This is a genomic window from Pseudorhodoplanes sp. (assembly GCF_050250235.1).
Taxonomy (GTDB): Bacteria; Pseudomonadota; Alphaproteobacteria; order Rhizobiales; family Xanthobacteraceae; genus Pseudorhodoplanes.
Genome location: NZ_JBFWPA010000107.1, coordinates 1 through 22,380 on the forward strand (window position 1 = coordinate 1; position 22,380 = coordinate 22,380).

Sequence of the window (22,380 nt, forward strand, 5' to 3'; positions counted from 1 at the left end):
GCAAGCCTCTCCTGCCCGGCGTGACCGATCGGCTCGACCTTGTTCTCGGGGGCGCCGGCATCCGCGGCATCGGAATTCCCGGGCTCCGCAGCGCCGGAGGCTGGGTCCTGGCCGGATTCTGGCAATGAACTCATGGCGAACTCTCCGGAAGGTGACACTTCACCAACCGGTAACCAACGCCGCTTACGAAACGATTAAAACCTTAGCGGTCTCGCGCCGACGTGATCGCGCCACGCTCAGACCTTCGGCTCCGGCAAGCCCGCCGATGCGCAGGCCGCGCGCAGCGTATTGAGGATCACGCAGGCGATGGTCATCGGCCCGACCCCGCCCGGCACCGGCGTCACCGCGCCCGCGACCTCGAGCGCTTCCTTGTAATTCACGTCGCCGACCAGACGCGACTTGCCACCCTCGCCCGGCACCCGGTTGATGCCGACATCGATCACGGTAGCGCCTGGCTTGATCCAGTCGCCGCGCACCATTTCCGGCCGCCCGACCGCAGCGAACAAAAGGTCTGCGCGGCGGCAGACATCCTTCAGGTCCTTCGTCTTCGAATGCGCGATCGTGACGGTGCAATTCTCGGCCAGCAGCAATTGCGCCAGCGGCTTGCCGACGATGTTGGAGCGCCCGATCACCACCGCGTCCATGCCGGCCAGCGACGGATTGATTTTCTTCGCCAGGATCACGCTGCCGACCGGCGTGCACGGCACCAGCGCGCGCTGGCCGGTCGCCAGCCGCCCGGCATTAACCGGATGGAAACCGTCGACGTCCTTGCCTGGATCGATGGTGTTCAAAATAAGCGTGGAGTCGATCTGCGACGGCAGCGGTAATTGCACCAGAATGCCGTGCACGGCCTCGTCGGCGTTCAATTGCTGGATCAGCTTCAGCAGATCGGCCTGCGAGGTGTCGGCCGGCAGCCTGTGATCGAAGGACTTCATCCCGGCTTCGGTCACAGCCTTCGATTTGGACTTCACATAGACTTCGCTCGCCGGATCGCTCCCGACCAGCACCACCGCGAGCCCCGGTACGATACCGTTCTCTTTGGTCAGCTTCGCCGCAGCGATCGCGATATTGCCGCGCAATTCCTGCGCGATGGCCTTTCCGTCGATGATGGTCGCAGTCATTTCAATTCCGCCAACAGAAGTTGAAGCCGCGCCGCGAGTGCAGCGCCGTCGCCTTCAATCTCGATCCGCTTGAGCCGCGAGATATCCCCGGTCGCCAATTTCACGGCGCGGCGCGGCACGTCAAGCGTCTTTGCCATCAGGGAAAGCAGCGCGGCATTCGCCGCCCCCTCGGTGGGCGCCGCCCGCACCCGCGCCTTCAGCACCGGCCGCCCATCGGAGAGCGTTTCGATCCCGTCGATCGCATCGCGCCCACCCCTGGGTGTCAGACGGATGGTGACGGAAAGACCTCTGGCGGTGGCGATCCACGGCCGCGCCAATGCCGTTGCCCAACGGCCCGGTCAGAACACGTTGGGATAGATATAGCGGGTAATCACCCTCTGGATGAAGATGATGATCAGGATCAGGATTACCGGAGAGATGTCGATGCCGCCGAGATTGGGCATGATCGAGCGGATCGGCCGCAGCACCGGCTCGGTGATGCGCCACAGAAAATCGCCCACCATGGCCACGAACTGGTTGCGGGTATTGACCACGTTGAATGCGATCAGCCAGGACAGGATCGCCGCGGCGATCAGCAGCCAGATATAGAGCTGCAGAACGATCAGGATGACGTCGAGGAGCGCGCGCATCGGGCTTCTGTCTTTTCTCGGGCGGGTGGTTGCCTTTGATGTATCGGCTCAGCCGATTCCGGGCAAGCCGCCGCGCGGCGGCCGAAAGCCGCGTAACGCCCGCGCGACCGCTGTCCATCGGCTGCGTTCCCGTTTCAGCCACCGCTCCAGGGCCGCTCTCGTCCTTGACTTGCGGAAAGCCGGAGCCTAAATGGCCGCTTCTTCGCCCATTATCGCATCCGGACAGCTTTCGCCGGTTGCGGCTGGCGGGGGCCGTAGCTCAGCTGGGAGAGCGCCTCGTTCGCAATGAGGAGGTCAGCGGTTCGATCCCGCTCGGCTCCACCATTCCTGCCGCAAGAAGCTCATTCGAAAGCAATTCCACCATGCTTCGGCTTGCCAAGGCAGGCCGGGGCGGGCCGCGGGCAAACCTCGCCTGCCCTACTTGAATCGATATCCGGCGTGGCACGCCACGCACGCATTCATCACCTCGCTCAGCACGGCAAGCGCGGGCTTGAGATCGCCAGTCACATCGGAGTTCTGGGCTTCGATCGCAAACCGGCTGGCGGCACGATGCATCGCCGTTCCGGCCTGCTGCATCCCTTCCGGCATATATTTCGCGACCTCGTGAGCTCCATGCAGCCGAAGCGAGGTCATTCCGAGTCTCTGTTCCGCGGTCGCCGCCGCCTTGTCATTCTTCCCGCGCGCGAGTGCTTCATTGATCTCCTGAAGCGTGAGCAGATGGTCCCGCATATTGGCAAGGGTATGGTCCACCAGTTCCGGTGGCATGTTCACCAGAACCCGCGTGTCGGCCGTCGCGGCTCCGTGGCCCTTGTGACCGTGATGTCCCTGATGCTGGGCGACAGCCATGCCGGCGGCCGAAAGGATGGCCGCAGAGGCGGCGGCGATAAGCGGGTAGCGCATGTCGGGTCCATCGGGTTGCCGTGACGCATCAACCTAGACCGGACGAAACCCGCCACATATGATCCCGGTCATACGGTGACGATATCCCGGATGATCGGATTCCGATGCCCTACCCCTCAAACTGGTGCTCCCTTGTCGGGGAATCGCCGCTGCTCGCGGCCATTCCGGCGCGCGTCCGTCGGGCAGCCCATGCCCGGGCCGTTTCGAAGTCTGCCCATCTGTTTTCCCGCGGCGACCGGCCCCAAGCCATGTACTTCGTCTCCTCCGGCGAAGTTCACCTGGTCCGTTCATCGCCGGGCGGAGACCAGGTTGTGCTGCAGCGCGCACGGCGAGGATTTCTGGCCGAGGCAAGCCTGGATCAGGCCCGGTACCATTGTGACGCGATCGCAGCCCGGCCCTCCGAGCTCCTCGTCATCCCTCGCAAGGCCTTTCGCGAGGCTCTGGCTGACGAAACCTTTGCCAGGGTCTGGATGACCCACCTGGCCGGTGAGTTGCGTCGGGTCCGCGCCCAGGCCGAACGGATGACATTGAAGTCTGCGGAGGCCCGCGTGGTTCACTACGTCGAGACCGAGGGCAGCGACGGCTCGGCTGTTCTGAGCGGCTCAAAGAAGGATTGGGCGAACGAACTTGGGCTCACCCACGAGGCGCTCTATCGCACGCTCGCACGCATGGAGCAGCGTGGCTGCATTCGCGTGCACGACAGCACCGTAACGATTGTGCCTTGATCGAGACGATGACAAAAGCCTGTCCGTGCCACACTGGAACACCTAGGACCCCTTCGCCTTCAGCTTCTGCTCCACCCGCGCAATCGCCGCGGGACCATCGGTATCCTTCGGTGACAGCTCCGCGAATTTCCTGAAATCCGCCAGCGCCTCCATGAGCGAACCCTTCAGTTCGAGCGCGTTGCCGCGATTGAAATAGGCGCTGGGATCCTTCGGGTTCAGCTTGATCGATTCGTTGAGATCGGCAATCGCCTTGTCGAATTCGCGCTTGCGGATCAGCGCCACGCCGCGGTTGTTATAGGCCTTGGCATAGCGCTTGTTGATCCGGATTGCCTCGGTCGAATCGACGATGGCCTTGTCGGGGTCGCCCTTGCGATTCCAGGCAACACCGCGATTGCTGAGCGCGCGCGCATGCTTCGGATTGAGTTTCAGCGCCTCGTTGAAATCGGCGATGGCCTTGTCCTGATCTCCCTTGAGGCTCCAGGTGAAGCCCCTGTTGCTGAACGAATCCGCATCCTTTGGATTGGCCGCAATCGCCTTGTCGCAGGCCGCGATGGCCGCGTCGCCGGTCTCCTTGGCGCAGAGCTCGCGATCGCTTTGCGCGGATGCCCCACCGGCCGGCAACACGGCGGCGATCACCATCAACAGAAACTGCAATGTCCGGGGCCGTCGCATGTTTCCACCCCCATCTGCGGCAAGCTCTTTGCGGCTTTGCCGCAAGCTTAGCGAAATTGCGGGACACGGAAACTTCAATAATACAAATGGCTGTGCGACATTTTTGAGGTAGCCTCCGTGCCGTTCCCATCCCACGCCGCCATTCTCTGCCGCGGGCATTTCGCCTGCATCGGGCGCAAAGACCCGGGCCAGGCCTGACCCATGACCGTCGAACCCGATACCATCGCGCCGCTGGGCCGGTTCCAGTCCTTCCGCCTGTTCTGGCTGGCCCGTGTCTCGGCAAGCCTCGCCCTGCAGATGATGGTCGTTGCGGTGGGCTGGCAGGTCTACGAAATGACCGGCCGCGCGCTCGATCTCGGTCTCGTCGGCCTCGCCCAATTCATCCCGGCCTTTCTGCTGGTGCTGGTAGCCGGCGCGGTTGCCGACCGCTACGACCGCGGCAGGGTGGTGCGGCTTGCGCAGCTCACCGAAGGTTCAGCCGCGCTGGTGCTCGCAATCGGAACCTGGCAGGGCTTCCTGACGCGCGACCTCATTCTGGCGCTGGTCTTCGTGCTCGGAGCCGGCCGCGCCTTCGAAGCCCCGACACTGCTGGCGCTGTTGCCGCGGCTGGTGCCGCTGCCGGTGCTGCCGCGCGCGGTGGCGGGCTCGGCATCGGCGAACCAGGCTGCAACGATTGGTGGCCCCGCGTTGGGTGGGCTGCTTTATGTCGTGAGCCCGACGCTGGTCTATGCGCTGTGTGCGGCCTTGTTCGTCGGCGCCAGCATTCTGGTGGCCCTGATACGGATCGAGCAGGTGGCGCCGAAGCGCGAGAAGATCGACTTCTCCACCCTGTTCGCCGGCATCGCCTTCATCCGCAGGAGCCCGCTGATCCTCGGCGCGACCTCCCTCGACATGTTCGCGGTGCTGTTCGCTGGCGCGACCGCGCTGATGCCGGTCTATGCGAAGGACATTTTCCATGTCGGGCCCTGGGGGCTTGGCATCATGCGTGCGATGCCAGCAATCGGAGCGCTGCTGATGGCGCTCGCGCTGGCGCGCTGGCCGCTCGTTCGCAACGCCGGGCGAAAGATGTATGTCGGGGTGGCGCTGTTCGGGGCAGCGACCATCGTGTTCGCATTGTCGACATCGTTCCCGCTGTCGCTTGCGGCCCTGTTCGCGCTCGGCATGGGCGACATGGTGAGCGTGGTGGTGCGCCAGACGCTGGTGCAGGTGCAGACGCCGGACGACATGCTCGGCCGCGTGATCTCGGTCAATGCGCTGTTCGTCGGTACCTCGAACCAGCTCGGCGAGTTTCGCGCCGGCGTGTTCGCGCATTTTGCCGGCACGGTTCCGGCGGTGGTGTTCGGAGGGGTCGCGACCTTGCTCATCGTCGGGCTGTGGACCCGGCTGTTTCCGGAACTTCTCAATGTGCAAAGCCTGCAAAAGGAGACGCGATGACCGACACCCCGGACAGCAAAAGCCCCGACGTCGAAGTGCTGCGCTCGAACGCGGTCAACCCGCCCGGGCTGCCGTTTCCGGACGGCGTGCAGATCGGCGATTTCGTGATCCTGTCCGGGCAGATCGGCAACCGGCCCGGCACGCTCGAACTGCCGCCCGGCGGCATCGAGCCGGAAGCGCGCCAGCTGTTCGAAAATCTGCGCGTCACGCTCGATACCCACGGCATGAAGCTCGGCGACATCGTGCGCGTCCAGGTGATGCTCGCCGACATGGCGGAATGGCAGCGCTTCAATGCGGTCTATCTGGAATTCTTTCCCGATGCATCGCCCGCGCGCTGCGCATTCGGCACCAGCGGGCTCGCGCTCGGGGCACGGGTCGAGGTGGAGGCGTTCGCCGTCAGGCGATGACACCGGCCGGCGCCGGCTGCGTCAGCCAGCGGTCGAGGAAATGCGCCAGCCAGTTCTGCATCGCGTAGTCGAACACGAAACGGTCCTCGAAATGCGCGGCGCGCTGCTTGGCGCCCGGCAATTCCATGCGGTGCTGCCCGCGAATGGTCCAGCGGCACATCATCGCGTGCGTCACTTCCGGGTGAAACTGGATCGCATAGGCATGGTCGCCCTGCCGGAACGCCTGCACCGGAAAGGTATCGCCCTCGGCAAGCAGGGTCGCACCCGCGGGCAGGTCGAACCCCTCGCGGTGCCATTGATAAACGTGATCCGGCCACACCTCGCACAGTTCGCGGCCTGCCAGCGTCGGCCGGATCGGGTAATAACCGACCTCGACCTGCCCTTCCCCGTGGAAATCCACGCGTCCGCCGAGGTGACGCGCCAGCATCTGGCCGCCGAGGCAGATACCTAGGAACGGCTTGTTCTCCTTCAGCGGCACCCCGATCCAGTCGATCTCGCGCTTGACGAAGTCGATATCGTCATTGGCGCTTTGCGGCCCGCCGAAAATGACCGCGCCGGCATGCCGCTCGAGCGTTTCGGGCAGGGGATCGCCGAGGCTGGGCCGACGGATGTCGAGCGGGATGCCGCGCTTGCGCAAATACTGCCCGACCCGGCCGGGGGTGGAGTTTTCCTGATGGACCACGATAAGGACGGGCAACGACATCGCTTTGCTGACGGGGCTCCGGAAGGATTCCCCTGAAAGCTACCTCCTCCCTGCGCCGAAACAAGCGCCCCTGCGGAACAACCGCTATGACGAAAGGACTTATCTGCCCTTCCGGCGCTGCCGTTGGGCAACGATAGGCAGCAGCAGCCTGTGGGGAACGAACCCGATTCCGTACACCACGAGCTTGTTGAGGAAGCCAGGCACCACGAGTCGTTTTCCGGCCATCAGCCCGCGATAGCCCTCCTCGGCGACCCGATCGGCATAGGTGGTCATGAGGGTGGTTTCTTCGCCGTCCGGCGTGTCGGCGATTGCCTGGAATTCCGTCGGCACCGGACCGGGGCACAACGCGGTCACCCGCACCTGGCGCCGTCGCCATTCGTAATGCAGCGCCTCGGTGAAGGACACCACAAACGCCTTGCTGGCGTAGTAGACCGCATGCTTTGGCCCCGGCAGAAAGCCCGCCACCGACGCGACATTCATCAAGCCGCCCTGCTGGCGCTCCATTGCATCGGCAAAGCGCAACGACAGATCGGTCAGCGCACGCACATTGAGATCGACCATCTGGAGCAACCGCTCGCGCGGCCGCGAAGCGGCCGGTCCGGCAAGGCCGAAGCCCGCGTTGTTGACGACGAATTGCGTCTCCAGGCCCTCACGAGCGAGCGCCGCCTCGATGGCGTCGCACCCATCCGTCCGCAGAAGATCGACGGTAAGGATCAGCGGGCGCGGCCCCCCATTCGCCGCGAGTTCTCCCGCAAGCGCCTCCAGCCGGTCGGTCCGGCGTGCCGCCAGCACCAGCCGATGCCCGTTGCGCGCGAAGACCCGCGCCAGTTCGGCGCCGATACCGGACGATGCACCGGTGATCAGCGTGACCGGATCAGGCATCGTCGCGCGACTTGGCGAGTTGCGCGACCTCGCGCTTCAACTCGACGCGATCCCGCTGCGAGATACCGAGCAGATCGGACGCGCGCCACACGATGTTGTCCTCGAATTCGTTCATGCGGCCGTCGGCATAGACCATTTCCCACAGCATCTTCACGATGCGGCGGCGCCCCTGCTCATCGAGCGAACGATTGATCAGACTTGTGAAGCTATAGAGATCGACCGCCTCGCGATCGGCTGCAGTCGCGGCCGCGATCAGCTCCGCCGCCGCCTCGTCATCGAGATCGAACTGGCGCTGAAGCAGTTCATGCAGCTTGTCCCGTTCCGCTCCGGTTTCCTGACCATCGATCGACATGACGTGGATCAGCAGCGCGGCCGCCGCGAGCCGGTAATCGCCGTCGCTGAATCGACTCGCCGGTTTCTCGCCGATGCCGACATCGTTCAGGAATTCCTTCAGAAGCTGGAGCATGAAACCTCGTCGTGATGTCCGGGGAATGTGGTTGCCGGATCGGCGCTTGTAAAGCGATCTGGAAGGACGCATGACCAAATTGTCACGTCCGCGCTCGTCGCCGCGAGCCGCGAATATCAGACCCGCGACCCCGAGATATCGACGCAGCCGCCCTCGAAATCGCCACGCGGTTGCGTTGCGCGAACCAGTGTGATCAGCCGGGAAATCCGCTTCAATCTTGCAGCAGGCTCTTCAGGCGGATTTTCGAACCAACCACATTATGCCGGCACGGCCGGCTTCGCTGCGGCCGCTTGCGCACGCTCTTCCTTCGCCTGCTTGCTCAAGGTCAGGAGGTCCACCTTGCCGGAACCCAGCATGGGGAGCTTCTCCATGAAGATCACTTCGCCCGGGATCATCAATTCGGAAGCGTGTCGCGCACGGGCGAAAGCAATGAAATCCGAGCGCGTCGCATCCTTGTCGTTGATGTAGAGCAGAAGCCGCTCGCCCTTGCGCGCATCCGGCACCGATACCACCGCGAGCGTCGCTTCCGGCCAGAGATTGCCGGCCAGCGCCTCGACCGCCGCGAACGACACCATCTCGCCGCCGACCTTGGCGAAACGCTTGGCGCGGCCCATGATCTTGATGAAGCCCTGCGCGTCGATGGTGACGATGTCGCCGGTGTCGTGCCAGCCCTCGGAAGGCCGCTCCAGCACGCCCGGATTCTCCACGCGAAGGTAACCGAGCATCACGTTCGGCCCCTTGACGAACAGTCGGCCGCCCTCGTCCACGCCCTCGACCTTCTGCAGCCTGGCTTCCATGCCCGGCAACAGGCGGCCGACGGTCCCAAACTTGTTGAACATCGGCGTATTGAGTGCGAGCGCAGGCGCGGTCTCGGTGACGCCGTAGCCTTCCAGAATGCGCAGACCGAACTTCTCCAGATAGGTCTGGCGCGTGGCGTCGCGCACCGGCTCGGCGCCGGCGAGCAAGTAGCGGATCGAGCGGAAGTCGTATGGATTGGCCGCGCGCGCATAGCCGTTCAGGAAGGTGTCGGTGCCGAACATGATGGTCGCGTTGGTGACGTAGACGAGTTCCGGCACGGTCCGGTAATGCAGCGGCGACGGATACAGGAAGATCGGCACGCCCGACACGATCGGCAGGATCACGCCGACCGTCAGCCCGAAGGAATGAAACACGGGCAGGATGTTGAACACCTTGTCCATGCGGTTGAAGTCGATTCGGGCGCGCGCCTGCGCGGCGTTGGTCAGGATGTTGCGGTAGGACAACACCACGCCTTTCGGCACGCCTTCCGATCCCGACGTGAACAGGATCGCCGCCCAGTCATCCGGATTTCGCGCAACCAGCGGCTTCTTGTAGCTCAGCATGCCGGCGATCTTGTCGAACGTCCCGACGGTGGCGCGGACATCCTCCAGGTAGACGAACTTGACTTCGGCCGACATCTTTTCGACCAGCGGCTCAAGCTTGCCGCGTTCGATGAAGGCACGGGAGGTGACAACCGTGTCGATTCCGGCAGCACGGCAACCGGCAAGGATATTGGTGGCACCGGCGGTGAAATTGATCATCGCCGGGACGCGTCCCGCCGACATCAGGCCAAAAATCGTGACCACCGCCCCGTTGGCATTGGGCAGCATAACGCCGAGCGGCTTGCCCTCTGCCGCGAGCGGCATCAGCTTCTTGCCAAGGATACGCGTGCCCAGCAGCAGACGCTTGTAGGTGAGCGTGCCGGTGACCAGGTCCTCGGTCGCCACCGTCTTCATGCCATGCTCGTGCGCGGCCTCGATCAGCGCCTGCACGATGGTGCGATCGGTCGGGGTGGTCTCGTAGATCATGTTCGACATGACGTCGTACAGCGCAGCGCCCGCCGCCCGCCGCCGCGCCTTGCCGCGCAGCGCCGGGTCGAGATTGAGCTTGGTCGGCTCGAGCACGGTGACGCGAACCTTGGGAAACAGCTGCTTGCGGATCTGGTAGCCCTTGAGCCGCGTCAGATACGAGCGCTCCAGTCCCTCGATTCGAATCGGGACGATCACCGCATCCGACTTGTCGGCGATCAGGCCGGCGCCGTCATAGACCTTCATCAGCGAGCCGGTCATGGTGAGCCGGCCCTCGGGGAAAATGATCAGGGTCTCGCCGCTCGCGACCGCGTGGATCAGGGTGCGCGTCGCCATCGGCTTGAGCGGATCGATCGGCAGCGAGCGGGTCATGCGCGCGAACGGCTTGACCCACCATTTCTGCGCCATCGTGGTGTCGATGGCGAAAAGCGGGTCGCGCCCAAGCAGCGACAGCGCGATGCCGGCATCGAGAAAACTCACATGATTGAGCGCGAGGATGACGTTGGGCTGCTTCACCTTCTGTAGATTCTCGAGGCCATGCACCTCGGCGCGGAAAAAGGCGCGGTAGATGATGGACAGCGCATCCGCGAATGGCCGGGTCGGCATGGTGAAGGCAATCAGTCCGGCCACGATCAGGTTGGCGACGCCGAGCCCGATGAACAGAGTCGGCGTCGTCGCGCCCGCGAAGCCCTGCAGCATCGCCACGACCAGCGTCGCCACTGTCATGAACAGCGCGTTGAGAATGTTGACGGCCGCGACCACGCGCGCGCGGCGGTCGGCACCGGCCCAGGCTTGCACCGCGGCAAAGGCAGGCACGATGAACAGCCCGCCGCCGATCGCAAGACCGGTCAGCGCGATGGCGACATTGATCCCGCGCGAGGTGCCGAAGACTTCGAAGGGGCCCATCAGTTGGGCCGGGGGGGGGGCGCCATAGAGCGACCAGCCCATGAACAAAGCAAAGGCTGCCAGAAATACGGCACCGAGCAGCGTCGGCAGAAGGATGATGCGCCCGCTCGCCAGAAAGGCCGCGAGGCCCGAACCGACCGCAACCGCGATCGAGAAGACGGCAAGAAAAGCGGTCACGGCATATTCATCACCGCCGACGATGTTCTTGACCGCGGGCGGCAGCAGCGACAGCACGACCACGCCGGCGAGCCAGAACCAGCTCGTCACCAGCGCGCCCCACCACAGCCGCTCGTCGCTGCGCAAATCCCTGATCAGCTCCCACGTCGAACTCGCGATATTCCAGTTGATGATCAGGTTGGGGGCACCCTCCCCGGTCCGCGGGATCAGCAGCGCCGAGACCCAGCACAGCAGGGCAAACACCATCACCAGCACGGAGAACGCGGCGGGGCTGCCGCCGCCCTTTGCGGCGATGCCGCCGACAATCGTTCCGAGCAGGATGGCGATGAAGGTCGCGCCTTCTACCAGCGCATTGCCTGCGGGCAGTTCGCGCCGCTCCAGGTGGTCCGGCAGGATGCCGTATTTGATCGGGCCGAACAGCGAGCCGATCACGCCGAAGCCGAACAGGGCGACGAACAGAATGGTCAGGGACGCCACGGGTGGCTGACCGGGATCTTCGCCCGCATGAACCACAAAGCCGATGACCGCAATCGCGGCGACGCCGATCTCGACGAGCTTGAGCCGCTGCGCCACCACCGCCTTGTCAAAACGGTCGGCCACCTGACCGCCAAGCGCCGAAAGGAAGAAATAGGGAGCGATGAAGACGGCGCCGGCGAGGGTGATCAGCGCCTCGCCTTGCGATCCCATGTGGAACAGGATCAGAAAGACGATCGCGTTCTTCAGGAAATTATCGTTGAAGGCGGAAAAGAACTGGCACCAGAACAGCGGCGCGAAGCGCCAGGACAGCATCAGCGGCTTCGACGGTTCGGCCATTCGCGTCAATCACCCGATGTTATGGATACAACCGGATTTTAGCAGATACCGGCGCAGGCCGGTATGGCGGAAAATTGCTGCTCAGACGGCGCGCGCCAGAACCGTCGCGGGCTTCGTGCAATCCTCGTCGACGCCGTTATGCAGCTTGTACTGGCTGAAGCCGACGTGGCTTGCCGGCGACCCGGATACCACCACCAGATAGGCGAATTCCGTGCGGTGGCGCTTGGAGTCACCCACGGCCTCGTCATATTCCGCCCACCCCCAGATCAGGAGCTTGCCCTGCAGATCACGGACCTGACGCAGGACCGCGGGTTCCATGCTGATGATGGGCGACAGGGCGGTTGCGCGCGGACCGACGATCAGCGGCTTGTAGGCGTCATAAGACAGGATCCGGTTTCCGAGCTCGTCGAAATCCGCGAAGTCGAAGTCCGCCGGCACCGAACGGTCGAAATATTTCCAGTTTACATGGCCGCGACCATTCCGGGTCGGGGTGGTGCCGGTATTCTCCCAGATCGGCTGGATGGTGCAGGTCTGGATTTCGTCGTTCAGCGGATTCTTGGTCAGTGCCACCTGAAACTCGCGCAGGAAGACGTATGCGCGCTGTGCCGAGATCAGCCCTTCATTGACGAGACCCGCCGTGTGTTCCGACGCGCGCACGGCGCGCAGCATCCACAGGCCCTGAAACAGGGTCGCGAGCAGCAGGAACAGCGCGAAAGCCGCCAGCGCGATATCGGTGACACGGATGTCGCAGATGAAGCGTTTCTGCCAGGCCATGGAGGAAACGGTGACCGGCGCCGGCTCTGCCTGCGCCTGCCAGAGCAGGGCATCAAGGCCCTCGCGCGTCAGGACCGCACGCTCCACAATCGCGTCAGGCGCCCTGCTTTCGAACTGGATCGGCAACCGCGACGGTGTACGTGTCGGCGCAGCGGGCGGCTCGATGGCACAATAGGCTGACAGAAACACGACCGAGCCCGCGACCGCGACAAGCGCGACAAGCGCCGAAAAAAGAAATGCACTGATGGTCTTCATTTGCAGAGAATGCCTGGCGGTGCCGCTCGATCCGTCATAGCGCCGCGAGGCCCCCCGCGACCGGAAGACGTTAGAGAGCGGGCCGGGATCAGTCAAACCATACCGCGGCCGGGCATGGCACACGCATGCCATGCGATTCTTCCGGCCTCACATGCCTGCCCGTCTCCGGCCGCCATGGTCAGAACAGCGCCGGGCGTATATCGGGACACCGACCGGACCGGACACCGCTTTGCCAGACCATCCATTTCGCCACGGACTCTCGGCGACCGCCATCGGGGTGTCGTGCGGCATCGCGGCCTCGATCTGCTGGGCCATCGGTTTCGTAGCGGCGAAGCACGGCATCGCGGTCGGCTTTGCGCCCGCCGATCTGGCATTCCATCGCTTTGTCTGGTCCGGCGTGCTGATGCTGCCGCTGCTGGCGCGGGTCGGATTATCCGACCTCGGCGGCCTCGGCTGGGTCCGCGGCCTGGTGATTCTGGTTCTGGCCGGACCTTTACAGGCGTTGCTGAACTACACGGGGCTGACACTTGCGCCGCTCGGCCATGGCGCGGTGATCCAGCCGGGCTCCGCCGCGCTCGGCGGGCTGCTGCTTGCCTTCCTTGTGCTTGGCGAGCCGCTGAGCCGGGCCCGCCTGATCGGCGTCGGCTCCATCATCCTCGGCCTGACCGTGCTTGCGGGTGAGGCGGTTCTGACGATCCGCGGCGGCGCGCTGGCCGGCGACCTGCTGTTTGCCGCCGCGGGCTTCGCCTGGGCGGCATTCACGCTCTGCCTGCGCGGCTGGCGGACCAGCGGGATGCTGGCGGCACAGGTGGTCGGAGTGCTGTCGCTCCTGATCTATGCGCCGCTTTACGCGGGCCTGGTCGACTTCGAACGGCTGAGCGCAACCGGCCTGTCGGAAAACCTGATCCAGGTCGTGGCGCAGGGTGTCTTCGCCGGATTGCTGGCCCTTTATCTGTTCGCCCGTGCGGTCACCGCGCTCGGCGCCGGACGCGCCTCGATGTTTCCGGCGCTCGTACCGGCGATGACAATCCTGATCGGATTTCTTGTTCTCGGTGAGATACCGACGCTGCCGCAACTGGCCGGGCTTCTGATCGTAGGCTTCGGCTTCCGGTTCGCGCTCAAGCCATAGCTGCCACCGGCGTCAAGTCGTCCATTCGCAAAAATTGCAGGCTCGGCACATTTCAATCCCTCTTCCGCAACGGAAGGCGACCGGATATCGTTACCATCTGGGGATTGGCGGCTGAGGAAAACGTCCATGGGCATCGTGTCTTCTGGCGCGGCTGCGCGCGCCTGCTGGCGAACGCTGTTGTCCGGCTTCGGTGCGATTGCATTCCTGACCCTTTCGTCGTTATCTCCTGCCGGGGCGCAGGATCGCATCGCGCTCGTCATCGGCAATGGCTCCTACGCCCATGCGCCGCGCATCCCGACTCTCACCAACCCGACCAACGATGCCGCGGATATCGCCGCAACGCTGGAGCGGATGGGCTTCGCGGTCATCTCCGGAATCAATCTGGACAAGCGCGCGATGGAAACCCGCATCCGCCAGTTCAGTGACAAGCTGAAACAGGGCACGGCTCGCATCGCGCTTTTCTACTATGCCGGGCACGGCATGCAGATCAACGACAAGAATTATCTGCTGCCTACCGACGCGCAGGTGAACGACGTCGCTCAACTCGAACTCGACGTGATCAAGCTCGACACCGTCTTGCAGCAGATGGAAAATTTCGACCGCACGAACCTTGTGTTTCTGGACGCATGCCGAAACAACCCCTTCGCGGCAGAACTGACGCGCAGCGCGGCGGCGCGTTCGATCAAGATCCTGCCTTCGGGCCTGGCCAATGTCGATGGCGGTGCAGGCTTGTTCATCTCCTTCGCCGCGGGGCCGAACAAGGAAGCGCTCGACGGCAAGGGTCAGCGCAACAGTCCATTTACCTCCGCCCTGCTCAAGCACCTTGCGACCCCCGGCTTGAACCTTCTGAACATCCAGACCCGCGTGGTGGACCAGGTCTTCGTTGCGACCAATCGATTCCAGGTGCCGTGGAGTCACTCCTCGCTGCGCAATGACGTGATCCTGGTTGCCGCGCCACCGCCATCGCAGGTCGGGGGTGCCCAATTGCCGGAAGGGCCGCCGAAATCATCCGTCGTCACACGGCCCGACTACGCGGCCGAATGCGACGAGGAGGCAGGCTACCGGTATGATCCCGACCGGCCCGCCTCCAACAAGTACCGTGCCTTCAGACATATCGATGCCGCCAAGGCCCTGCGGGTCTGCGGCCTCGCACGTGACAACAGCAGTTCAACCGTCGAGGAGCGCCGCATGAGGCTGCTGTTCGGACGCGCGCTCGCTGCCCGCGGCCGCGACGAAGCCCAGCGCGGCGACCATACCGCAGCGCACAGCACCTATGCTCAGGCCGTCAGCGAATGGCAGCGTGCGGCCGCGATGAACAGCGGTCATGCCTACAACGTCCTTGCGGCCTATCTGCAGGGCGAGTTTACGGAGAACGAGACCCCGGCGGGGCGCTTCGTGCCGGCGACGCCGGACTACAACGAAGCCTTCAGGAATTACCGGCGCGCCGCCGATCTCGGCAACCCGAACGGTTTGGTCAATGCCGGCGTCGCCCTGATCGGACTGGACAACCGGTTCCGCGATCAGATCGACGAACGCAAGGCCCGCATCTATCTGGAGCGCGGCCGGCAGATCGGGTTTCCGCGCGCCTATTACGCGATCGGGCATTCGATGATTCTCGGCCTCGGCTATGAGAAGAACGAACGTGAGGGACTGCGCCATATCGGCGTCGCATATTGCAAGGGGGAGAACCAGGCGAAGAAGTTCTTCGCTGAAAACAGCGGTTACGCTCAGCCGCAATGCCGCGGAGACGTTTATGTCGACCCGGTCGCGACATCGGCAGCAGCGGCGAAACCCGCGGCCACGCCGACGAATCCCGCCGGCGACCGCTGCGACCAGCTCGCAGCCAATCCGACCGACCGCCGGAAGCCGGTCGCGATCGAAGGCGCCGCCTATGCAACGCTGCGCGAGCAATCGGAGGATGCAATTCGCTTCTGCGAGCAGGCGGTCAAACGGGCACCTGGCGAGTTGCGCTACCGCTATCAGCTCGGCCGCGCCTTGCAGTTCAAGGACCGCGGACGGGCATTCGATATCCACAGAGACCTCGCGCAACGCGGCTATGCGGCGGCCTTCGACAATCTCGGATGGATCTATTTCTCAGACCGAAACAACCCGCCGGAAGCGGTCCGTCAGTTTATCGCGGGTTCGCGGGCCGGCGACCCGGACGCGATGGTCAGTCTCGGGGAGATGATCGGCCGCGGCCATTACTCGCCGCCAAACCCGGTTGATGCAAAGCTGTTTCTGTTTCGACGGGCCGCTGAACTTGGCCATCCGAACGGCGCGCGCGCCTATGAGCTGGAACTGTCTCTGATGAGCGACGGTCAGGCCCGTTTCTCGGACAAGACCAGGCTGCAGCGGCAGGTATCGCAATTCTTCCAGTCCGTGCTCGGCGTCAAGATCCAGTAGCGTCCTTACAGCGCCCGGCAGGTCGTCGTCTTGCGCTTCGGTCGCTTGAGCGTCGCGTCCTGCCCCTTGATCCAGAACGAGACGCCCGCTTTGGCATAGCGTGCGCCCGACGCAGCAAGGCGTTGCGGCAAAGTCAGGGCCCTGCCATCCATCTGGATGCGCATGTTGCGTTCGCCCTTGAAGAAAGCCCCCGAGATCGAGGTTCCGTCGGCGCAGGAATAGCTGACGAATGTCTGCGCCCGGGCAAGCGGTGCCGGCAGCATCGTCAGCAGCAGGACCGCGCCGATCCGCACCATGGTCATGGCGTCACGCCACCTTTCGGGTTGTCAGGAAATCGCCCATGCGGCCGAGCGCCCTGAGAATATTTTCGGTCGAATTGGCGTAGGAGAGGCGGACATAGCCCTCGCCCAGAACCCCGAAATCCGGCCCGCCGATGATGGCGACGCCCGCGTCTTCGAGGAGCGCAGAGGCCAGCGGCTTTGCCTGCCAGCCGGTGCGCTTGATATTCGGAAACGCATAAAACGCGCCTTTCGGTATCGCGCAGGAAATGCCGGGAAGCTTGTTCAGCCCCTCGACCACGACCTTGCGGCGCCGGTCGAATGCCGCGACCATTTCGGTAACCTCGTCCTGCGGACCGGTCAGCGCGGCCAGTCCGGCATATTGCGCCGACGCATTCACGCAGGAATGAAGATTCACCGCGAGCTTGCGCGCGTAGTCATAGAGCTTGCCAGGCCACACCGCGTAACCGAGCCGCCACCCGGTCATCGCATAGGTCTTGGACCAGCCATTCAGCAAGATCAGGCGGTCGCGAATTGAGGGATACGAAAGCAGGCAGACATGCGTCTCGCCATCATAAACCATGTGATCGTAAATCTCGTCCGACATGATCGCGACGTCGGGGAAGCGATCGATGCCGGCCACCAGCTTGTCGATCTCGGATTTCGGCGTGACACCTCCGGTCGGATTGGCCGGCGAGTTCACAATGAGAAGCCGCGTCTTCGGAGTCATCAGCGCCAGGGTTTCCTCGGCGGAAAACGCAAAACCATTCTCCTCCCGGATCGGCACCGGCACCGGGTTGGCGCCGGTAAACTCGATCATCGAGCGGTAGATCGGAAAGCCGGGGTCGGGATAGAGGATGTCCACGCCCGGTTCGCCGAACATCATGATCGCCATGAACATGGTCGGCTTGCCACCGGGCATGATCATGACGTCATCCGGCGACACGTCCACGGCAAAGCGCTTGTGCAGATCGGCCGCGACGGCTTCGCGCAAGGCAGGAATGCCGGTCGCGGGTGTGTAGCCGTGATGCCCGTCGCGCAAGGCCTTGATCGCAGCCTCGACGATGAAATCCGGGGTGCGAAAATCCGGCTGACCGATGCCGAGATTGATGACGTCACGACCCTGGGCAATCAGCGCGTTGGCGCGTGCCAGAACGGCGAAGGCATTTTCCTCGCCGATGCGGTCGAAGGCGGCGACGGTGCGAAGCATGGAGGTATCCTCCTGTCGGCATTAGGCCGGTTCGGCCGGCCTCCGGTCAACTGGTTCGATCAACCCGCCCGATCTGGATTTCAGCCATCCGCATCACATCGAACAGGATGAAAACCGACCAGCCGATCAGCAACAGGCCGTTCAGCGCAGCCATCGGACCGAACAGCCTGACCCCCGGTGGCGGCACCACATCGCCATAGCCAAGAGCGGTGTAGTTCTCGAACGCGATTTCGAACACCGATATCCCATTGGGCGGATCGATTCCAACGAGGCTGAAGAGGCCGGTCCACATCAATATCTCTGTGAGATGCGCCAGGCTGAGCAGCGCGACCGTCACCACCAGGAGTGCAATCAAGCGAACGACGAAATGCCGCTCATCCGTTGCAACCGCGGTGTGCCGGGTCCCTACCATGATCAGCGCCGACAGGACGCCATGAATGACGAAATTGAGAAGGCTGATTGCCCCACCCGCTGCCAGTTGCCAAACCATCCTCGTATCTCCGCCGCTCCCGCTTCGAATATCCTAAGTTTTGGACGTTGCCGAGCCGGAAGCGGCATGCCACATAGGTCGGATCATGACGGTCTGGCTCGAACTTGCCATTGTCGTCGGGCTCACCCTGCTCAACGGCTTTTTCGCAATGGCGGAGCTGGCGATTGTGTCCTCGCGGCGCATCCGCCTGCAGCAGATGGCGGAGGCAGGCAACAAAGGCGCGGCACGCGCCATGGCGCTCGCCGAGAATCCGGGACGCTTCCTGTCCGGTGTGCAGGTCGGCATCACGCTGATCGGCATCATGTCGGGCGCCTATGGCGGGGCGACCCTGGGTGCGCGTCTTGGCGCGGTCTTGAATCAGTATCCGGTCTTTGCGCCGCGCGGTGACGAGATCGCCTTCATCCTCGTCGTCATTGCGATCACCGCATTGTCTGTTGTGGTCGGCGAGCTTGTGCCCAAGCGCATTGCGCTGCTGCAGCCGGAGCGTATCGCGGCCGTCGTTGCAGGCCCGCTCCAGCTTCTGGTGCTGATCGCGCGTCCCCTGGTCTGGCTGCTGGAGACATCGACCGCACTCCTTCTCAGGCTGTTGCGCATCCCGGAAAAAAAGAACGAGACCGTCACCGAGGAGGAGGTCAGGATCGCGATCGCGGAGGGCACCGAGGCCGGCGTCATCGACGAAGTCGAGGAGAAGATGATTCACGGCGTCCTGGCGCTTGCGGATTCCTCGGTCGCTTCGATCATGGTGCCGCGGCCCGACGTTTACTGGATCGACTTGTCGGACCAGAAGGAAACCGTCGAGCGCGAAATCGCCGACTGCCCCTATTCGCGCATCGTCGTCGCGCGCGAAGGCGATCTCGGCCGCCCGCTTGGGGTCATCCAGAAAAAGGATCTCGTGGGCGACCTTGTTTCCGGAAGCGGCATTCGCGTCGAGGAACGTCTGATCCAGCCGGCCTTCGTGCCCGAGACCATGCCGGTGCTGCGGCTGCTGGAAACCTTCAAGGCATCTCCCGTCCATATCGCGTTCATCGTCGACGAGTATGGCGACTTTCTCGGCATCGCGACCCTGAACGACGTGCTGGAAGGCATCGCCGGCGACCTCGGCGAGGAACACGAGCAGCCCTCCGAGAACATCGTGCGACGACCGGACGGCTCGTGGCTGGTCGACGGGCGGGCGTCGGCCGCCGAACTGATCGAAAAGCTCAGGCTGCCGGACTCCGAGGGTGAGTTTCACACCGCAGCGGGATTCGCACTGGAGCGGCTCGCCCATATCCCGGTCGAATGCGAGATTTTCGAGATTCCCGGCTGGCGCATCGAGATTCTCGACATGGACGGAAAACGGATCGACAAACTGCTGTTCACCCCGATGCCCGCGACCGCGGACGGATAGCGGGAACGCAATCGCTGCCGTATCCGTTGTCTCCGGTTCTCCTGCACGGACGATTCAATGGCGAAAGCGAAAAAAACGAGACTGCGCTCGCAGCTCTGGTTCGACAATCCGGACAATCCCGGCATGACTGCGCTCTATCTGGAGCGCTACCTGAATTACGGTCTGACGCTGGACGAACTCATCGCGGGCAAGCCCATCATCGGGATCGCGCAGACCGGCAGCGACCTGTCCCCCTGCAACCGGCATCATCTCGAACTGGCGCAGCGCGTGCGCGAGGGCATTCGGGACGCCGGCGGCATCGCCTTCGAATTTCCCTGCCATCCGATCCAGGAAACCGGCAAGCGCCCGACCGCGGCGCTCGACCGCAACCTGTCTTATCTGAGCCTCGTCGAGGTGCTGTATGGCTATCCGCTCGACGGCGTGGTGCTGACGACAGGCTGCGACAAGACGACGCCGGCCGGCCTGATGGCCGCCGCAACCGTCAACATCCCCGCCATCGTGCTTTCGGGCGGACCGATGCTGAACGGCTGGTGGAAGGGTCAGCGCTCCGGTTCCGGCACCGTGGTCTGGCAGGCCCGCAAGGACCTGGCGGCGGGCAAGATCGACTATCGCGAATTTCTTGCCATCGTCGCGTCGTCCGCACCCTCCATCGGCCATTGCAACACCATGGGCACGGCATCGACCATGAACGCGCTCGCGGAAGCGCTCGGGATGTCGTTGCCGGGTTGCGCGGCCATCCCCGCTCCCTATCGGGAGCGTGCGCAGATCGCCTACGACACCGGCCGGCGTGCCGTCGCGATCGTGCAGGAAGACCTCAAGCCCTCGGACATCCTGACGCGGCAGGCGTTCGAGAATGCGATCGTCGCGTGCTCGGCGATCGGCGGCTCGACTAATGCGCCGATCCACATCAATGCAATCGCGCGGCATGTGGGGATCGAGGTCACGATCGATGACTGGGAACGGCTCGGGTTCGAGGTGCCGCTGCTGGTCGACATGCAGCCCGCGGGACAATATCTCGGCGAGGATTATTACCGTGCCGGCGGGCTGCCTGCCGTGCTCCATGAGCTGATGCAGGCCAGACGGATCCATGCCGATGCGCTCACGATCAACGGCCGGACCCTCGGCGAAAATGTCGGGAGCGCGAAGGCTGAAAATCCCGACGTGATCCGCCCCTACGGTCAGCCCCTGAAACGCGAGGCGGGGTTTCGCGTCCTGCGCGGCAACCTGTTCGATTCAGCGATCATGAAGACGAGCGTGATCTCGGACGACTTCCGCGCGCGCTACCTGTCGAGACCGGATGATCCGGACGCCCTGGAGGGACGGGTTGTGGTGTTCGAAGGGCCCGAGGACTATCACGCCCGGATTGACGACCCGTCGCTTGCCATCGACGAGGGCACGATCCTGGTCATGCGCGGCGTCGGGCCGATCGGTTATCCCGGATCTGCGGAGGTCGTGAACATGCAGCCGCCCTCAGCCCTGATCCGGCGCGGCATCGAGTCGCTGCCCTGCATCGGCGACGGCCGCCAATCCGGCACCTCGGGCTCGCCCTCGATCCTCAACGCTTCGCCGGAGGCCGCGGCCGGCGGTGGCCTCGCCCTGCTTGCCACCGAAGATCGCGTGCGCATCGACCTGGGCAAGGGACGCGCCGACATGCTGGTGCCGGAGGAAGAAATCATGCGCCGCCGCGCAGCACTTGCAAAGGCGGGGGGCTTTGCGGTGCCGAAAAGCCAAACTCCGTGGCAGGAGATATACCGCAACACCGTGACGCAGATGGCCGACGGACAAGTCATCCGGGGCGCCGACAGCTATCAGCGCGTCGCGCAAACACGCGTTCCGCGCGACAATCATTAGCTGCTTTCAGACTGCGAAAACCGCCTGCTCAAACCATCAGCGTGGCGTGCCGCCGATATCGTTTGACTTCGCCCCCACCCCGGCCCGATGCTTGCGGAACAACACAACAAGCCGCGTCGTGCGGCACGGGAGGAAATCATGAACCTGCGAATGCTTGTGGGCTCGCTTGCGGTAGCCGCGATCGTGACGACGACCGGCGCGGCATCGGCACAGGAAACCATCCGGCTGCGGATTGCGTCGGGCCATCCGCCGGTCAACACCTACGTCAACCTGATGCAGAACTTCTTCGTGCCGGAAGTCACGAAACGCGTGGCCGCCAAGACCAAGCACAAGGTCGAATTCGTCGAAGGCTATGGCGGCGCGATGGTGAAGGTCGCGGACACGCTCGAAGGCGTGCAATCCGGCATCATCGACATCGGCGGCTATTGCTTCTGCTTCGAACCGTCAAACCTGCCGCTGCATGCCTTTCAGGTGATGCTGCCGTTCGGAACCATGGATCCGGTCGCGAGCGTCAAGATCGCGCGCGAAGTCTATGACCAGGTGCCGTTCATGTCGAAGGTGTTCGAGGACAAGTACCGGCAGAAGCTGATCGCGCTGATCGCCGACAACGGCTACAACCTCGGCACCAATTTCGAATGGAATACCGTGTCGGACCTCAAGGGCCAGAAGCTCGCGGGCGCGGGCCTCAACCTCAAATGGCTGGAATTTGCCGGCGCGACTCCGGTGCAGTCGTCGCTGCCGGAGGCCTACACCGCGATGCAGACCGGCGTCTATAACGGCTGGATCATGTTCCCGTCGGGCTGGGTCAACTTCAAGCTGTTCGAGGTTGGCAAGTTTTATACCGAGATCGGGTTTGGAGCGATCACCTGGCACGGACTGACCATCAACAAGGCGCGCTGGGACAAGCTTCCCAAGGATGTGCAGGACATCATCCTTGAAGTC

Annotated in this window: 21 protein-coding genes and 1 tRNA gene; 9 read left to right on the forward strand and 13 right to left on the reverse strand. The window is 63.8% G+C overall.

The features are described 5' to 3' along the window. Positions 1–236 precede the first annotated feature (236 nt). From folD to AB7F49_RS29730, 3 genes are read right to left on the reverse strand one after another with little or no spacing between them, the layout of a single operon-like run. Entirely contained in the window at positions 237–1,121 is an 885-nt protein-coding gene (gene folD, locus AB7F49_RS29720) for a bifunctional methylenetetrahydrofolate dehydrogenase/methenyltetrahydrofolate cyclohydrolase FolD (protein ID WP_428529189.1), read from the reverse strand. Beyond that, the gene (locus AB7F49_RS29725; RefSeq protein ID WP_428529191.1) at positions 1,118–1,438 is read right to left on the reverse strand and encodes a DUF167 family protein; all 321 of its coding nucleotides are present in this window, start codon (positions 1,436–1,438) and stop codon (positions 1,118–1,120) included. Before AB7F49_RS29725 ends, folD begins: the two co-directional genes overlap by 4 nt. A 21-nt stretch (positions 1,439–1,459) precedes the next feature. Further along, entirely contained in the window at positions 1,460–1,750 is a 291-nt protein-coding gene (locus AB7F49_RS29730) for a YggT family protein (RefSeq protein ID WP_428529193.1), read from the reverse strand. Positions 1,751–1,998: 248 nt separating this feature from the next. Here AB7F49_RS29730 and AB7F49_RS29735 point away from each other — a divergent pair. Continuing rightward, positions 1,999–2,074, forward strand: a tRNA-Ala gene (locus AB7F49_RS29735). Between the two features lie 93 nt (positions 2,075–2,167). On the opposite strand, the gene AB7F49_RS29740 is transcribed toward AB7F49_RS29735, so the two are convergent. Then, positions 2,168–2,650: a hypothetical protein gene (locus AB7F49_RS29740; RefSeq protein ID WP_428529195.1), complete on the reverse strand. Its 483-nt coding sequence runs from the start codon at positions 2,648–2,650 to the stop codon at positions 2,168–2,170. Between the two features lie 104 nt (positions 2,651–2,754). Here AB7F49_RS29740 and AB7F49_RS29745 point away from each other — a divergent pair, with 104 nt between their 5' ends. After that, the gene (locus AB7F49_RS29745; RefSeq protein WP_428529197.1) at positions 2,755–3,375 is read left to right on the forward strand and encodes a Crp/Fnr family transcriptional regulator; all 621 of its coding nucleotides are present in this window, start codon (positions 2,755–2,757) and stop codon (positions 3,373–3,375) included. Between the two features lie 42 nt (positions 3,376–3,417). On the opposite strand, the gene AB7F49_RS29750 is transcribed toward AB7F49_RS29745, so the two are convergent. Next, complete coding sequence (locus AB7F49_RS29750) at positions 3,418–4,047, reverse strand: tetratricopeptide repeat protein (RefSeq protein ID WP_428529199.1); 630 nt, start codon at positions 4,045–4,047, stop codon at positions 3,418–3,420. Between the two features lie 201 nt (positions 4,048–4,248). Here AB7F49_RS29750 and AB7F49_RS29755 point away from each other — a divergent pair, with 201 nt between their 5' ends. Beyond that, entirely contained in the window at positions 4,249–5,481 is a 1,233-nt protein-coding gene (locus AB7F49_RS29755) for an MFS transporter (RefSeq protein WP_428529201.1), read from the forward strand. Continuing rightward, on the forward strand, positions 5,478–5,888 hold the full coding sequence (locus AB7F49_RS29760) for a RidA family protein (RefSeq protein ID WP_428529203.1): 411 nt from the start codon (positions 5,478–5,480) through the stop codon (positions 5,886–5,888). The genes AB7F49_RS29755 and AB7F49_RS29760 overlap by 4 nt, the downstream gene beginning before the upstream one ends. Here the strand turns inward: AB7F49_RS29760 and AB7F49_RS29765 are convergent. From AB7F49_RS29765 to AB7F49_RS29785, 5 genes are all read right to left on the reverse strand, one after another. Continuing rightward, positions 5,878–6,591, reverse strand: coding sequence for a glutamine amidotransferase (locus tag AB7F49_RS29765; RefSeq protein WP_428529205.1), 714 nt, complete (start codon positions 6,589–6,591; stop codon positions 5,878–5,880). The genes AB7F49_RS29760 and AB7F49_RS29765 overlap by 11 nt on opposite strands. A gap of 99 nt (positions 6,592–6,690) precedes the next feature. Further along, positions 6,691–7,473: an SDR family NAD(P)-dependent oxidoreductase gene (locus AB7F49_RS29770; RefSeq protein ID WP_428529207.1), complete on the reverse strand. Its 783-nt coding sequence runs from the start codon at positions 7,471–7,473 to the stop codon at positions 6,691–6,693. Continuing rightward, complete coding sequence (locus AB7F49_RS29775; RefSeq protein WP_428529209.1) at positions 7,466–7,939, reverse strand: TerB family tellurite resistance protein; 474 nt, start codon at positions 7,937–7,939, stop codon at positions 7,466–7,468. The genes AB7F49_RS29770 and AB7F49_RS29775 overlap by 8 nt, the downstream gene beginning before the upstream one ends. Before the next feature lie 257 nt (positions 7,940–8,196). Next, entirely contained in the window at positions 8,197–11,661 is a 3,465-nt protein-coding gene (locus AB7F49_RS29780; RefSeq protein ID WP_428529211.1) for an acyl-[ACP]--phospholipid O-acyltransferase, read from the reverse strand. A gap of 81 nt (positions 11,662–11,742) precedes the next feature. Further along, on the reverse strand, positions 11,743–12,690 hold the full coding sequence (locus tag AB7F49_RS29785; RefSeq protein WP_428529213.1) for a hypothetical protein: 948 nt from the start codon (positions 12,688–12,690) through the stop codon (positions 11,743–11,745). A 229-nt stretch (positions 12,691–12,919) separates the two neighbouring features. Between AB7F49_RS29785 and AB7F49_RS29790 the strand changes: the two genes are divergently transcribed. Both AB7F49_RS29790 and AB7F49_RS29795 read left to right on the forward strand, forming a co-directional pair. Continuing rightward, the gene (locus tag AB7F49_RS29790) at positions 12,920–13,819 is read left to right on the forward strand and encodes a DMT family transporter (protein WP_428529215.1); all 900 of its coding nucleotides are present in this window, start codon (positions 12,920–12,922) and stop codon (positions 13,817–13,819) included. 126 nt (positions 13,820–13,945) lie between these two features. Then, complete coding sequence (locus AB7F49_RS29795) at positions 13,946–16,222, forward strand: caspase family protein (RefSeq protein WP_428529217.1); 2,277 nt, start codon at positions 13,946–13,948, stop codon at positions 16,220–16,222. A gap of 5 nt (positions 16,223–16,227) precedes the next feature. Here AB7F49_RS29795 and AB7F49_RS29800 read toward each other — a convergent pair whose 3' ends face one another. From AB7F49_RS29800 to AB7F49_RS29810, 3 genes are read right to left on the reverse strand one after another with little or no spacing between them, the layout of a single operon-like run. After that, a complete protein-coding gene (locus AB7F49_RS29800) occupies positions 16,228–16,524 on the reverse strand; it encodes an MliC family protein (protein ID WP_428529219.1) in 297 nt (98 codons plus the stop codon). Positions 16,525–16,528: 4 nt separating this feature from the next. Further along, the gene (locus tag AB7F49_RS29805; RefSeq protein WP_428529221.1) at positions 16,529–17,710 is read right to left on the reverse strand and encodes a pyridoxal phosphate-dependent aminotransferase; all 1,182 of its coding nucleotides are present in this window, start codon (positions 17,708–17,710) and stop codon (positions 16,529–16,531) included. A gap of 46 nt (positions 17,711–17,756) precedes the next feature. Next, the gene (locus tag AB7F49_RS29810) at positions 17,757–18,200 is read right to left on the reverse strand and encodes an ion channel (RefSeq protein ID WP_428529223.1); all 444 of its coding nucleotides are present in this window, start codon (positions 18,198–18,200) and stop codon (positions 17,757–17,759) included. Between the two features lie 85 nt (positions 18,201–18,285). Between AB7F49_RS29810 and AB7F49_RS29815 the strand changes: the two genes are divergently transcribed. The 3 genes from AB7F49_RS29815 to dctP form a co-directional block, all read left to right on the forward strand. Continuing rightward, a complete protein-coding gene (locus AB7F49_RS29815) occupies positions 18,286–19,587 on the forward strand; it encodes a hemolysin family protein (RefSeq protein WP_428529225.1) in 1,302 nt (433 codons plus the stop codon). Positions 19,588–19,644: 57 nt separating this feature from the next. Further along, complete coding sequence (locus AB7F49_RS29820) at positions 19,645–21,438, forward strand: IlvD/Edd family dehydratase (protein ID WP_428529227.1); 1,794 nt, start codon at positions 19,645–19,647, stop codon at positions 21,436–21,438. 138 nt (positions 21,439–21,576) lie between these two features. Then, positions 21,577–22,380, forward strand: an 804-nt coding sequence (gene dctP / locus AB7F49_RS29825) for a TRAP transporter substrate-binding protein DctP (protein WP_428529229.1), incomplete at its 3' end; no start/stop codon positions are given.